This window comes from Caballeronia temeraria (assembly GCF_001544795.2).
Classification (GTDB): domain Bacteria; phylum Pseudomonadota; class Gammaproteobacteria; order Burkholderiales; family Burkholderiaceae; genus Caballeronia; species Caballeronia temeraria.
This window is the reverse complement of record NZ_FCOI02000002.1, coordinates 80487-94149: the sequence shown is the minus strand read 5'-3', so window position 1 is coordinate 94149 and position 13663 is coordinate 80487. Positions and strand designations below refer to the sequence as shown.

Annotated in this window: 12 protein-coding genes; 9 read left to right on the top strand and 3 right to left on the bottom strand. The window is 63.7% G+C overall.

Annotated features, from left to right (window positions below; all coding sequences use genetic code 11):
* Positions 1-52: 52 nt before the first annotated feature.
* A complete protein-coding gene (locus AWB76_RS02875) occupies positions 53-331 on the bottom strand; it encodes an HU family DNA-binding protein (RefSeq protein WP_008352404.1) in 279 nt (92 codons plus the stop codon).
* A 297-nt stretch (positions 332-628) separates the two neighbouring features.
* Between AWB76_RS02875 and AWB76_RS02870 the strand changes: the two genes are divergently transcribed.
* From AWB76_RS02870 to AWB76_RS02835, 8 genes are all read left to right on the top strand, one after another.
* The gene (locus AWB76_RS02870) at positions 629-1663 is read left to right on the top strand and encodes a VTT domain-containing protein (RefSeq protein WP_061158985.1); all 1035 of its coding nucleotides are present in this window, start codon (positions 629-631) and stop codon (positions 1661-1663) included.
* Positions 1664-1681: 18 nt separating this feature from the next.
* Positions 1682-3484 (top strand): bifunctional tRNA (5-methylaminomethyl-2-thiouridine)(34)-methyltransferase MnmC2/FAD-dependent 5-carboxymethylaminomethyl-2-thiouridine(34) oxidoreductase MnmC1, encoded by a 1803-nt coding sequence (mnmC, locus tag AWB76_RS02865; RefSeq protein ID WP_061158627.1) that lies wholly within the window; start codon positions 1682-1684, stop codon positions 3482-3484.
* A gap of 824 nt (positions 3485-4308) precedes the next feature.
* Positions 4309-5511, top strand: a complete 1203-nt coding sequence (locus tag AWB76_RS02860) for a cation:proton antiporter (RefSeq protein ID WP_061158626.1) — start codon at positions 4309-4311, stop codon at positions 5509-5511.
* A gap of 42 nt (positions 5512-5553) precedes the next feature.
* Positions 5554-6666, top strand: coding sequence for a YbdK family carboxylate-amine ligase (locus AWB76_RS02855; RefSeq protein WP_061158625.1), 1113 nt, complete (start codon positions 5554-5556; stop codon positions 6664-6666).
* Positions 6667-7394: 728 nt separating this feature from the next.
* On the top strand, positions 7395-8039 hold the full coding sequence (locus AWB76_RS02850; RefSeq protein ID WP_061132508.1) for a MarR family winged helix-turn-helix transcriptional regulator: 645 nt from the start codon (positions 7395-7397) through the stop codon (positions 8037-8039).
* Between the two features lie 153 nt (positions 8040-8192).
* Complete coding sequence (locus AWB76_RS02845; protein ID WP_061158624.1) at positions 8193-8915, top strand: glutamine amidotransferase; 723 nt, start codon at positions 8193-8195, stop codon at positions 8913-8915.
* A gap of 91 nt (positions 8916-9006) precedes the next feature.
* Positions 9007-10119 (top strand): NADH:flavin oxidoreductase/NADH oxidase, encoded by a 1113-nt coding sequence (locus AWB76_RS02840; protein WP_061158623.1) that lies wholly within the window; start codon positions 9007-9009, stop codon positions 10117-10119.
* Positions 10120-10299: 180 nt separating this feature from the next.
* Positions 10300-10770: an SET domain-containing protein gene (locus AWB76_RS02835; RefSeq protein ID WP_061158622.1), complete on the top strand. Its 471-nt coding sequence runs from the start codon at positions 10300-10302 to the stop codon at positions 10768-10770.
* Between the two features lie 55 nt (positions 10771-10825).
* On the opposite strand, the gene AWB76_RS02830 is transcribed toward AWB76_RS02835, so the two are convergent.
* Both AWB76_RS02830 and AWB76_RS02825 read right to left on the bottom strand, forming a co-directional pair.
* A complete protein-coding gene (locus AWB76_RS02830; RefSeq protein WP_061158984.1) occupies positions 10826-12280 on the bottom strand; it encodes a sensor histidine kinase in 1455 nt (484 codons plus the stop codon).
* An 80-nt stretch (positions 12281-12360) separates the two neighbouring features.
* Positions 12361-13047: a response regulator transcription factor gene (locus AWB76_RS02825; protein ID WP_014192702.1), complete on the bottom strand. Its 687-nt coding sequence runs from the start codon at positions 13045-13047 to the stop codon at positions 12361-12363.
* A gap of 178 nt (positions 13048-13225) precedes the next feature.
* On the opposite strand from AWB76_RS02825, the gene AWB76_RS02820 reads away from it, so the two are divergent.
* Positions 13226-13456: a DUF3717 domain-containing protein gene (locus tag AWB76_RS02820; RefSeq protein WP_061158983.1), complete on the top strand. Its 231-nt coding sequence runs from the start codon at positions 13226-13228 to the stop codon at positions 13454-13456.
* The last annotated feature ends 207 nt before the right edge of the window (positions 13457-13663 follow it).

The window sequence follows — 13663 nt, the reverse complement described above, 5'->3', positions numbered from 1 at the left end:
GCGGGTTATGTCCTACTGGCTACCTCGGGTAGCCGCACAATCGGCAAGATGCTTACCGCTTGTTCACTGCGTCCTTGAATGCCTTGCCAGCCGTAAACTTGACCGTCTTTGCGGCCGGAATCTTGATGGACTCGCCGGTCTTCGGATTGCGGCCGGTGCGCGCTGCGCGCTTTCCCGAGCCGAAGCTGCCGAAGCCGATCAACTGCACTGCGTCACCTTTCGAGACAGCCTTCTTGATCACTTCGAGCAACGTATCCAGCGTTTCGCCGGTTTGAGCCTTGCTGGCGCCGGTCTGCGCGGCTACGGCGTCGATCAATTCCTGTTTGTTCATTAAGGTTCCTTTATCAGTTTAGGTTGACACGAACAGCGCGAACGCGCCGATTATACGTGCGCAAGCCGTGCAGTCGAGTGGGGACGGCCTTCTGGCGCGCCTGCCCGACGAATCGGCGTGCTTACGCGCCATCTCACCGGCATTGCTCCACTTCGTCGCCTTCACGCCGCCTCTATACGCGGCGCTTGGTATGATAGCGCAGCGCAAACCCAATCAGGATAAGGGTTTCAAAGATTTACCCTTATATTTTCGAGGCTCCCGGCCGTTTTTTTGGCGCAGGTCATCTGGGTGCGATCCATGCTACGCGAGCTGATCATCGAATACGGCCTGCCGTTGGTTTTTGCCAACGTTCTGCTCGAATGCCTCGGCTTGCCGCTCCCAGCCTTGCCCACATTGGTTTTGACGGGCGCCATCACGGTCTCCGCGAGCTTCGCATCGGGGCCGGTTTCGGGACTCGCGACGGCCTTTCCATCGGCTGCATGGTGGCCGCTCGCGGCGATCGTGATCACGGCCAGCATCGCCGCGCTCATCGGCGACACGCTCTGGTTCTGGCTCGGGCGCCGCTACGGCAGCCGCGTGCTCGCCTTCATGTGCAAGCTCTCGATCTCGCGCGATACCTGCGTGAACCGCAGCCTCGACTTCTTCGGCCGCTTCGGCGTGCGCATCCTCGCGGTCTCGAAATTCATCCCCGGCTTGTCGACCATTGCGATTCCCGTCGCGGGCGCGACCGGGATCGGCTTCGGCAGCTTTCTCCTGTACGACACGCTCGGCGCGCTGCTGTGGTCCGGCTTAGGCGTTGCGTTCGGCGCGATGTTCGCGGATCTCGTCGATCGCGTGCTCGCCTGGCTCGATCTGTTCGGGCGCGGCGTGATCGTGCTCGCGGTCATCGCGCTCGCGCTGTATCTCGCCGTGCGCTGGTGGCAGCGCGTGTCGCTGTTGCGCAGGCTGCGCATGGCGCGCATCGATATCGCGATGCTGCGCGCGCTGCTCGACGGCGAACCGCCGCCGCTCGTCATCGATGTGCGCCGCCGCGAGCGTCGCGCGATGGATCCGTTCGCCATCCCCGGCGCGCTCCTGCTGCACGATGACGCCGCGTCGCAACTCGCCGGCATCGCGCGCGATCGCAAGCTCGTGACCTACTGCGATTGCCCGAGCGAAGTGTCCGCCGCGCTCGCCGCCAAAGAACTGACGGCGCACGGCTTCACCGATGTCGCGCCGCTCCTTGGCGGCCTCGAGGCATGGCGCGCGGCGGGCTACACGCTCGAGCCGCTCATGATCGAAGACGCCGCGAACGGCGCGGCCCGTGCCATCGCCCGGTCGTCTTCCGCTTGATGTTTCCCGATCTTTCGCATGACCGAGTCCCTGTTTTTCGCGCCGCGCGATCTTCCTGCGCGCTGGCGGCATGAACGCATCTTCACTTTCGTCGATACGACGTTCAGCGCCTTTCTGCCGCTTTGGCAACGCTGGCGCGACGACGATGCACGTTGCGGCCGTCTTCATGTCGTTGCTATCGCGCGGTTAAATGCGCTGAACGATCCGCCTTCTCTCGATGACGCATCGCCGCTCGCCGCCGAACTCGCGCGCGCCTGGCCGATGCGCGTCGCGGGCGTTCATCGGCTGGAGTTCGATGAAGGCCGCGTCGTGCTGACGCTCGCCATCGGCGAAGACATTCAAGACACGCTCGCGAAGCTCTGGCTGCGCGCGGATGCGTTCCACGTCGAAGCGTCCGGCGATCCGCGCAAGCTGTGCAAGACGCTCGCGCGTTTCGCCGCCGAGGATGCAACCGTCTGCGCGAACGCGTCTCCAGACCTTCATCCGATGTTGCGACGCGCGCTGGCATCGTCGGGATTCGAATGCTTGCCGGACGCAACGGAATCGCGGCTCGTTGCACGCTTCGCGCCGCGCTGGCGCGTGCGCCGCCACGACCCGCCGCTGCCTTGCGAAGCGAGCGCGCGCGAGGCGATCGTCATCGGCGCGGGACTCGCGGGCTGCGCCGTGAGTTCGCGGCTCGCCGGGCGCGGCTGGCACGTCACGCTGATCGATCGCCACGCGCTTTGCGCGCGCGATGCATCGGGCAATCCGGCGGGCGTGTTTCATCCGATCGTCTGGCGCGACGACAGCGTCGCCGCCCGTCTCACGCGCGCCGGATTTCTCTACGCGTTACGCCGATGGCGCGCGCTCGAAGACGCGAATCACGACTTGCATCGCAGCGGCGCGGGCTTGCTCCAGATCGCCGATACCGCCGATGACGCCGACGCGCTCGCCGCCGCCATCGCGCGCTTCGCGTATCCATCGGATTACGTGCAGCCGATGACACGCGCCGACGCATCGCGCATCGCGGGCGTCGATGTCGCGCGCGGCGGCTGGTTCTTTCCGCGCGGCGGTGCGATCTCGCCCGCCGCCGTATGCGCGGCGCAAATCGCCGATGCTTCGGCCCGGATCACGCCGCGCATGAACACCGAAGTGGCGCGCATTGAACACGATGGCCGCATCTGGCGCGCGTTCGACGCGAGCGGCGATGTGATCGCGCGCGCGCCCGTCGTCGTGCTGGCGAACGCGCATGACGCCGCGCGGCTCGCCGGTTTGTATGGCGAACCGACTCGCAGCGTGCGCGGCCAGCTCACGCTGCTCGACCGAAGCGCGCTCGATCCGTTGCGCATGCCGGTGATCGGCGAAGGCTACGCGGTGCCGCTTGGCGCGGACGGCACGCTCATCGGCGCGACATACGACATCGACGATCCCGATCGTGAGATTCGCGAAGCCGGGCACGCGGAGAATATCGAACGCGTCGCGGGCATGTTGCCGGATCTCTCGCGCGTGCCGGCCGATGTGCGCGCGGGCCGCGTCGCGTTCCGGTGCGTGACGAGCGATCGCATGCCGATGATCGGCCAGCTCGCCGATGAAAACGCCGCGCGCCGCGACGCGCGTCAGCTCTCGGGCGCGTGGCCGCTCGATCTGCCGCGCACGCCGGGTCTCTACGGCGCGTTCGCGTTCGGTTCGCGCGGACTCGTTTGGGCGACGCTCGCGGCTGAACTGATCGCGTCGCAGATCGAAGGCGAACCGTGGCCGATCGAGCGCGAACTCGCCGAAGCCATCGATCCAGCCCGCTTTTTGCTGAAGGCATTGCGTCACGGCGAAATCGTCGCGGCTTAGTTGTCCCCGGCGGGCTGTGGATAACGCGTCGAATTGCCGGCGAAACTCGTGTGAACGCGTTGTGCACGTAAACGGGACAACTCGGGCATCCGGTTTACGCGGCCAAAAGTTGTTCCGGGTTGACCGCGATGCGCCAACATGTTTACGACCCGCTTCTGCTTTTTCCAAACGATTGAATGGAAAGACAAAAGCGGTGTTATCCACAGAAAAGACGTTGCTTTGTTAACCACTACTACGTTTATATACAGTAAACCTGTAAACACCTGAAGGCGAGGTCATCGGCCAGCCGTAAACGCGATGCCGGAATGCTACGAGACAGGCAACCGGTCAGCCTTGCCAACCGGGCTAGAGCGCGCCAGTCGCTTTTACTTCATAAGAATCAGGAGCTTGGACTTTCTGTCAGGGGAACCGAGGTATGGCACAATCGCGCTTCTTCCTGCGTCGCGCCATTTTCGAGATGGCGTCCGCTTCAATGGAACGATGGTTGCGAGCCAAGAATCTGATCAACGAAGCCGCATCGTCGTTTGCTGTGTCCGGCCCGGCATTCGAGCGGGCGCCGCATACATCGCCCATGTCACACGGATTGGAGATATCCGGTGCGACATTGAGGGTATGCGAGGCGCCCCGCAGCCTGCCGGACGCGTCGTCTAATTCGTGCACGGTTCTGCCGTGACGCCGTGTTCGTTCGCATTTCGATTCGCCTGAATGAACCAACGCTCGCCTAGCCAGGCGGATGCGCCTCGCCCGCGAGCGCGCGCCGCCGATGCGAGTCACGCAACGGAACGTGCACGCTCTGCTGCAGCAACGAAGGAGAAGCCCATACGATGAATTCGGCATTTTCATTTTTGCCCGCCTGGCCGCTCGAACCCGATGCCATTTTCTGGGCCGGTCTCGCGCTCGTCACCGCGGGACTCGCCGGAGAGCTGCTATGGCGCGCGTGGCGCCTGCCGCGCATCACCGGTTTCGCGGTGATCGGGCTGATCGCCGGCAACGCGGGTCTCGGCGTCATCGACGCGAGCGCGGGCGGCCTGTCGCGGCCGCTGCTCGATGTCGCGCTCGGCCTGCTGCTCTTCGAACTGGGCGGACGGCTCGATTTGCGCTGGATCCGCCGCAATCCGTATCTGGTGCTGTCGAGCATCGCGGAATCGACGCTCACGTTCGGCCTCGTGCTGATCGCGCTGACGCTGCTCAACGTGCCGACGATGCCGTCGGTCGTGATCGCGTCCATCGCGATGGCCACGTCGCCCGCAATGGTCATTCAGCTGAAGACCGAACTGCGCGCGGAAGGCCAGGTCACGCAGCGCCTTCTGACGCTGACGGCGTTGAACAGCATGTACGCGGTGGTCGTCGAAAAGCTCGCGGCCGGCGTGCTGCATCAGGAAATTTACGGCAACGCGTTCGCGACGATCCTTCAGCCGTTTTATCTGCTGATCGGCTCGCTCGTGCTCGCGTTCCTGCTCGCGCGCGCCTGCAACATGCTGGTGCGGCGCCTGCCCGCGAACGACGAGCATTCGTTCGTCGCGCTTTTCGGACTCGTGCTGCTGGCGATCGCGGTCGCGCACATCTTCAAGCTGTCGACGATTCTCGCGCTGCTCGCGGCGGGCATCATCGTGAAGAACGCCGATGAACGCCCGCAGCTCTGGCCGTCGCATTTCGGCTCGGCCGGATGGCTGCTCACGGTCATTCTGTTTGCGCTGACGCTGACATCGTTTCACTGGCGCGACATCGCGCTCGGCGGCGTTGCGGCGATCGGGCTGATCGTTGCGCGTTTCATCGGCAAGCTGGTCGGCGTGCTGATTTTCGCGAAGCCGAGCGGCCTGAACTGGAAGCAGGGCGCGGCGCTCGGTGTCGCGCTCTCGCCGATGTCCGCGCTCGCCTATCTCCTCGTCGACGACATGTACGTGCTCTATCCGGACTACGATCCGACACTGCGCGCGATCGTCATGTGCTCGATCGTCGTGCTGCAAATCGTGTCGCCTTTCCTGGTGTACCGTAGCCTGTCGGCCGTGGGCGAGCGGCGCGAGTAAGCGCGCCCGTCCTGCTCAAGCATTGATCATTCAAGAGGCGTCATGGCACTCGAACCTTTCATCAACTCCGAACCGTTTACGTTCGGCGTCGAGCTGGAGATCCAGGTCGTCAATACGCACGACTACGATCTGACCCGCGCCGCATCGGATCTGATGCGTCTCATCAAGGACGAAAAGATCCCGGGCAATATCACGCCGGAAATCACCGAAAGCATGATCGAGCTGTCGACCGGCATCTGCACGACGCACGAGCAGGCCGTCACCGATCTTCGCAAGATTCGCGACGTGCTCGTCGCGGCGGCGGACCAGCTCAACGTCGGGCTGGCCGGCGGCGGCACGCACGCGTTTCAGCAATGGAGCGACCGCCAGATCTACGACGCGCCGCGCTTTCAGTACATTTCCGAGCTGTACGGATACCTTGCCAAGCAGTTCACCGTGTTCGGGCAGCACGTCCATATCGGCTGTCCTGATCCGAACAGCGCGCTCTTCCTGCTGCATTCGATGTCGCGCTATATCCCGCATTTCATTGCGCTTTCGGCTTCGTCGCCGTACATCCAGGGCGTCGACACGGGATTCCACTCGGCGCGTCTGAATTCGGTATTCGCTTTTCCGCTGTCGGGGCGCGCGCCCTTCGTACTGACCTGGGACAGCTTCGAGGAGTACTTCTCGAAGATGGTCAACACGGGCGTCGTCAACAGCATGAAGGACTTCTACTGGGATATCCGGCCGAAGCCCGGCTTCGGAACGATCGAAGTGCGCGTGATGGACACGCCGTTGTCCGTCGACAAGGCCGCGGCGATCGCGAGCTACATCCAGACGCTGTCGCGCTATCTGCTGCTCGACAAGCCGCTCACGCCGCGCGAGGACGACTACCTCGTGTACACGTTCAACCGCTTCGAGGCGTGCCGCTTTGGGCTGGAAGGCACCTGCATCCATCCGCAGACGGGCGAGCGGCGGACCATCGGCGAGGACATTCTCGCGACGCTCGACGTGCTCGCGCCGCACGCCGAAGCGCTCGGCTCGCAAGCCGCGCTCGCGGAAGTGGCCGAGATCGCGCGCGGCGTGAACGATGCGACCTGGTTGCGCGGCGTGGTGGACAAGGAGAAGTCGCTGCACGAGGCGGTCAGGCAGCAATGTCTGCAATGGCGCCGATGAAGGGTTTCGCTCGCTGACACGCATCAGCGAATCATGACAAAAGGCCGCTTCGAAGCATTTCGAAGCGGCCTTTATCGTGGGTCCGTATGAAACACATGCATGACGGGCAACGGGAATAATGCGCTCGCGGCAACGTTTGAAGAAGAACCGATTCGATGGTTCTAAGGTTTGCTTCGAACAATCCGTATACGTTCGTAATAGTCGTGAACAAGTCTTGTCGGCTCTGTGGAAAACGTCAAAAAGCGGTGCAGACTCAACGTACTAGAGCGATGATAACCCTGTGACTTTCTCACGCCTCGCGACACGAAGTTCTGCATAACGGAAGGCTTCCAAAGGGGTGCCGAGTGTTATCGAGAATACGCCCGCAATCAAAGAAGACGCTTTTCCACGGGTTATCCACAGTTCTGCATAGATAATTAAGGTGTACGTTTGTTCTATGTCGCTTAGAATGGCGACTTTGCTGGCATAGCGTTATAGTCGGCAGGAAAACAGCGCCACGAGCAGGACCATAAGAAGGCGCATAACGAAGAGGGTTGCAATGTCCCCAATCAGGCACCGCTAATTGGCTTGGCACGCCTGAATTTTGAGACGGCGGGGACCTTGAACGAAGCGCAGCTCGCAACGGGTTCGGAGTACTTTTTTGCGGGCAGCGTCGAGAACGAGGTGTTCGCGGCAATCGGCGCGAACATGCCGTCGAAACACATAAGCGGAACAACAAGCGAAAGATTATGAGTGAAGGCGTTTACGGAGAGCAGGCGACGGGGCGGGTGACCCACGGCCTGCTGAGGCTGAGCACCGCGATGCGCAGCCAGGCATGGGAATGGGCGGAAGGCGCGGGGCTGACGCCGACCCAGGGTGAAATTCTCGTTCTGCTGATGCAGCGCAAGGGGCCGATGCGGCTCGGCGAGATCGCGCGAGAAACGGCATTGACCGCCGCCACCACGAGCGATGCGGTGAGCACGCTCGAAGGCAAGGGTCTCGTCGAAAAGCGTCGCGCGCTCGACGACGGCCGCGCGCTCGCGGTCCGTCTGACGGCTCGCGGCCGCACGGCGGCGAAGAAGGCGCTGCAATGGCCGGACTTCCTCGCCAAGGCGGTCGGCACGCTGCGCGAGGACGAGCAGGTCGCGTTCTATCGCACGCTGCTCAAGACCATCCGTCAGCTCGAATCGCAGCAGCAGATTCCGGCGCACCGCATGTGTCTGTCGTGCTCGCATTTCGAAGCGAGCAAGAATCCGAAGAAGACGCCGCATCACTGCGCGCTTCTTCAGATCGACATGGCGGACACGGATCTGCGTCTCGACTGTTCGGTATACGAAGAAGCCGACCTCGCGACGCAGAAGAAGAGCTGGAAGGTCTTCGCCCAGGTCGCCTGATCCGGGCAGACGGGGTAGAAGCCAGTTGGCGTCATCCGGCGCTGTGGGGCCGCGGCGAGTCGGTTAGACTGTGCCCGTCGCGCCTCACCGCGAGGCGCGGCTCGTCACAACATCGTTCCGAGCCACGCGCAGTCGACCTACGGAAAGCCGCCGATGAAACATGAAGTCCTGGCGATTCGCCACGTCTATTTCGAAGATCTGGGCAGCCTCGAACACGTGCTCGGCGATCGCGGCCATCTGGTGCGCTATCTCGACGTCGGGCGCGGCCGCATCGATGCGCCCAATCCGCTCGATCCTTCCTTGCTCGTCGTGCTCGGTGGGCCGATCGGCGCTCACGAGGATGCGCATTATCCGCATCTCGCGCCGCTGCTTTCCATGCTCGAAAAGCGCATCGCGGCGGGCTTGCCGACCATCGGCATCTGTCTCGGCTCGCAGCTGATCGCGCGGGCGCTCGGCGCGCGCGTCTATTCGTCGGGCAAGCTCGAACTGGGCTGGTCGCCGCTCACGCTCACCGACGCGGGGCGCGCGTCCGCGCTGCGGCATCTCGAAGCCGACGGCGCGCCCGTGCCCGTCTTCCATTGGCACGGCGATACCTTCGATCTCCCCAAAGACGCGACGCTGCTCGCCTCCACGGACCTGTGCGCGCATCAGGCGTTCACCTGGGGCGAGCACGTGCTCGCGCTGCAATGCCATCCGGAAGTGCTCACGGAGCGCTTCGAAAGCTGGCTCGTCACGTATCCCGGCGATATCGTCAGAAGCGGCACGACCGTCGCCGCGCTGCGCGAGGAAACCGCGCGTCACGGCGCGAATCTCGAACGCGCCGCCCGCGCGATGTTCGGCGAATGGCTCGACGGCTTTTCGATGAACGCGCGCTGAACGTGTGATGGTATGAACCATCGGCGTTTCTGCGCGTCGTGAGGTGCGGTGCTATTCTCGATCGCTCCTTGTCCCGCAACGAGTCATCGCCATGAGCGCGCTGTTCACTCCCACGAGCCTACGCAGTCTCGAACTCCCGAATCGCATTTTTGTGTCGCCGATGTGCCAGTACTCCGCCGAGCGCGGCGAGGCCACGGCGTGGCACATGATTCATCTGGGCCAGCTCGCGTTGTCGGGCGCGGGCATGCTGTTCATCGAGGCGACGGCCGTCGAGCCCGACGGACGCATCACGCCGGGCGACCTCGGCCTTTGGGACGACGCCACCGAAGCCGCGCTGCGGCCCGTGCTCGCCGCGATCCGCCAGTATTCGAAGATCGCGGTGACCATGCAGTTGTCGCACGCGGGCCGCAAGGCGTCGAGCCACAAGCCGTGGGAAGGCGGAGCGCTGATTTCCGTCGCCGATGGCGGATGGATGACCTACGCGCCGTCCGCCATTGCGCACAAGCCCGAAGAAACGCCGCCGCTCGCGCTCGATGCGGCCGGCCTCATTCGCGTGAAGGAAGCGTTCGTCGCGTCGGCGAAGCGGGCTGCGCGGCTCGGTATCGACGGCATCGAGGTGCATTGCGCGCATGGCTATCTGCTGCATCAGTTCCTGTCGCCGATCGCCAATCAGCGCACCGACGAATACGGCGGCTCGCTCGACAATCGCATGCGTTATCCGCTCGAGATTTTCGATGCCGTGCGCGCCGCGTTTCCCGCCGACAAGCCAGTCGGCGTGCGCGTCTCGGCGACCGACTGGGTCGAAGGCGGATGGGGCATCGAAGACACGATCGCGTTCGCGTCGGAGTTGAAGAAGCGCGGCGTCGACTGGGTCGATGTCTCGTCGGGCGGCGTTTCGCCGCTGCAGAAGATTCCGCTGTCGTCGGGCTATCAGGTGCCGTTCGCGCAGGCCGTGAAGGAAGCGACCGGCGTGACCACCGTGGCCGTCGGCCTGATCACGGAGGCGAAGGAAGCGGAGGAAATCGTGGCGAGCGGCAAGGCGGATTACGTCGCGATGGCGCGCGCGATGCTCTACGATCCGCGCTGGCCGTGGCACGCGGCCGCCGAGCTGGGCGCGACCGTCGCGGCGCCGCCGCAGTACTGGCGCTCGCAGCCGCGCGACCAGAAGAACCTCTTCGGCGAGATCACAATCGGCCAGCGCTGAAACTTGGTTCGTATCCCCTGGACAGTTGAGCATTCGCGTGCTGAAAGTGTAGGATACCGGTGTGTTGAACACGAAGGTTCAACCGGGCGAACGCGGCGGCATCGAAGCCACCGCGTTTTTTTTCATCCCGATGTTCATCCCGATCGCGCGGGAGCGAAGCGTTATTTAAGGATTCGTTCGATGAGTTCACGCAGGGTCACCGTTCGCCGCTCCGGCGTGCACGGCAAAGGCGTGTTTGCAGTGAAACCGATCGCCGCGGGCGAGCAGGTGATGGAATACAAGGGCGAGCGCATTTCGTGGAAGGAAGCGCTGCGTCGCCATCCGCACAATCCGGACGAGCCGAATCACACGTTCTACTTCGCACTCGACGACGGCCGCGTGATCGACGGCAAGATCGAGGGCAACAGCGCGAAGTACATCAACCATTCGTGCGCGCCGAATTGCGAGGCCGAGGAAGTCGAAGGGCGCGTCTTCATTCACGCGCTGCGCGACATCGAGGCGGACGAAGAGCTGAACTACGACTACGGTCTCGTCATCGAAGGCCGCATCACGAAGAAGCTCAAGAAAGAATACGAATGCCGGTGCGGCGCGAAGAAATGCCGCGGCACCATGCTCGCGGTGAAGGCAGAAAAAGAGAAAAAGAAGAAGTAAGCCGCACGACGTTTCGGAAAGAGCCACGGTCGAAGAAAGCGATCGTGGCTCTTTTTCATTCCGCAGCCGGTTTTTCGTCCTTGAGCGGCATGCGCACGATGAAGCGCGCGCCGCCGCCAGGTGCATCTTCGTAATGCACGGTGCCGCCGTGCAGCGCCAGGATGTCGTGAACGATCGCGAGTCCGAGACCCGCGCCGCCTTCCACGCTTTGTCCGTCGCCGCGGAAAAAGCGCTTGAAGAGATCCGGCTGCTGATCCGGCGGCACGCCCGGGCCGTTGTCTTCCACGACGACTTCGCCGAAGCGGCGGCCGTTCGCATCGGTCCATTCCGTGACCGACATCGTGATGCGCGCGCCTTCGATGCGGAACGGCGGAATGTACTTGAGCGCGTTGTCGATCAGATTGGCGAGCACTTCGCGCGCGAGCACGACATTGCCGCGCACGATCAGCGGATGCTCGTTCTCGGGATCGTCGAGGCGCTGGAAACCGAGATCGACGCGCGCCGCTAGTGCGCGCGGCACCCATTCCGCACCGGTTTCGAAGGCGAGCGCGGCGAGATCGAAATCGGCGAAACGCGCCGCCTGTTCGCCCGGCTCGGCGCGTGCGAGCGACAGCAACTGATTCGACAAGCGCACCGCACGATCCGCCGATGCCCGCAGTTCCTTCACCGCCTCGACCGCCTTCGCCGGATCGCGCGAGCTGAGCGCCTGCTCGGCGTGCAGCTTGACCGCGGTGAGCGGCGTGCGCAGTTGATGCGCGGCATCGGCGATGAATTTGCGCTGCGCGTCGAGCGCGGTTTGCAGGCGCACGAGCAGGGCGTTCATCGCGCTCGTGAGCGGGCGGATTTCGCCGGGCACATACGTTTCGTCGACGGGTTCGAGCGAGATGTGCGTCTGCTGATTGAGCGCGTCGGCGAGATCGGTGAGCGGGTTCAGCTGCTGATTCACGACGCGCCACACGATCACCCATCCCGCGAGCAGCAGCAACAGAAGCGGCATCATGATCGCGATGAGGAACTCCACCGCGATCCGATATCGCGAACCGACGCGCTGCGCCACTTCGACGACGATCGGATTGCCGGTCGGCTGCGGCACGCGCACTTGCGCCGCGCGCACGGAGACGCCCTGAAAGTGCGTCTCGAAGACGTACGCGTAGTGAATGCGCCGGACGTTGGTGCCGGTGAGCGGCAGGTCGGGTTCGCCGGCGATTTCGTCGTCGCCGGTGCTGATGCGGTAGATGAGCTGCTCGACGGGATCGGAGAACATCGCCTGGGCGAGCGGCGGCACGGTGACGGGCGCATCGACGCCCGCGAGCTGAATCTGCTTGGAGATGGCGGTGGCGAGATCCGCGAGCGAGCGGTCGACGACATGCTGCGTGTATTGCCACGCGAGCCAATAGGCCATGAGGCCGGACATCAGCGCGAGCAGGGACAACGGCGCGGCGAGACGGCGCAGCAGCGTGCGCCGCAGACTCGGCGGCGCCGGCGTCTTGGTGGCTTTCGATCGCGCCAGATCGAGCCAGTCTTCGCGGGCGAAACGCTGATCGCCCGCGCGGCGGGTGGGAAATCGCAAGGCGGTGGACGGCAGAAGCGTTAGGCCGCCTGCCGGATCTCCTGAAGCAGATAGCCGAAGCCGCGCACCGTCACGATTTCCACGCGCGTGTTCTCGAGCTTTTTGCGCACGCGATGCACATAGACTTCGATGGCCGTATCGCCGAGATCGCCGCCGAAGTGCGTCAGATGATCCTGCAACTGCGCCTTGCTCACGACGCGGCCGTGGCGCAGCAGCAGCATTTCGAGCACCGCGAATTCGCGCGGCGAGAGTTCGAGCGGACGTTCGTCGTTGAAGATGCGGCGATCGACGCCCGACAGACGCAGGCCGCCCAGCGACACTTCGGGGCGCGGCACGTCGCCGTGCGGGCCGCTGCGGCGCATGACCGCGCGGATACGCGCTTCGAGCTCCTGCGGCTCGAAGGGCTTCAGCATGTAGTCGTCGGCGCCGCTGTTCAGGCCTTGCACGCGGTCGTGCAGTTCGTCGCGCGCGGTGAGAATGATCACCGGCGTATGACGATTGCTCTGGCGGAAACGCGAGAGCAGCGTCATGCCGTCGATGCCGGGCAAGCCGAGATCGAGAATGACGAGCTCGTGGCGGTTCTGCGCGAGCGCCTGTTCGGCGAAGATGCCGTCGTGCACCATGTCGACCGTGAAGCCGGATTGTTCGAGGCTGCTTTGAATGCCGCGCGCGATGGGGCGGTCGTCTTCGATCAGAAGGATTCGCATGGAGTCGCTCAAGTACAATGGGTTGAGCTCAAGCGGGCGGGGCCGCCGGTGGCATGCTTACATGCGCGACGGTGCGGCGCGGGCTCGAGCCGGTTCAAAACTCACATTTCATGCGGCGTGCGCGGCCCTGTTCCTGAAGCCGCGAGCGGCCGTACACCGAATGTATTTCTGCCCGGACATGGCTGTCATCTCGATCAACGAACTCGAAGCCGCGATCAATTACTGGCGCGGCCGCTCCCCGTCTAGCGGCGACGAACTCAGCCTCTGCAAGGAGGCGAGCGCATTGTCCAGGCCCTATGCGCTGCTGATTGTACAGCGTCAGTCCGGCCTGCCGCCTGAGCAGCTGGACGACGAAGCCCGCGCCGCCTGGGAAGCTTACGATCGATTCAGGAATGGTTGCCGAGACTGAAAGGTAACTGACGATCGAGCTTTCTTTTAGCTGTTCGAATGCTTGCGTTTATATCGATTTGACGGGATTGCGCGCGAAATCTCACCTTTCGCGATGTCATGATTGGTAACACGTGCGTTACGTTGTTTGCTGCTGTAAGTCATTCGAAAAATACGCGCAAAACGGCCCTCTCGCGCGAGGGGTTTGTGAGTGCGCACTCGCGATTGC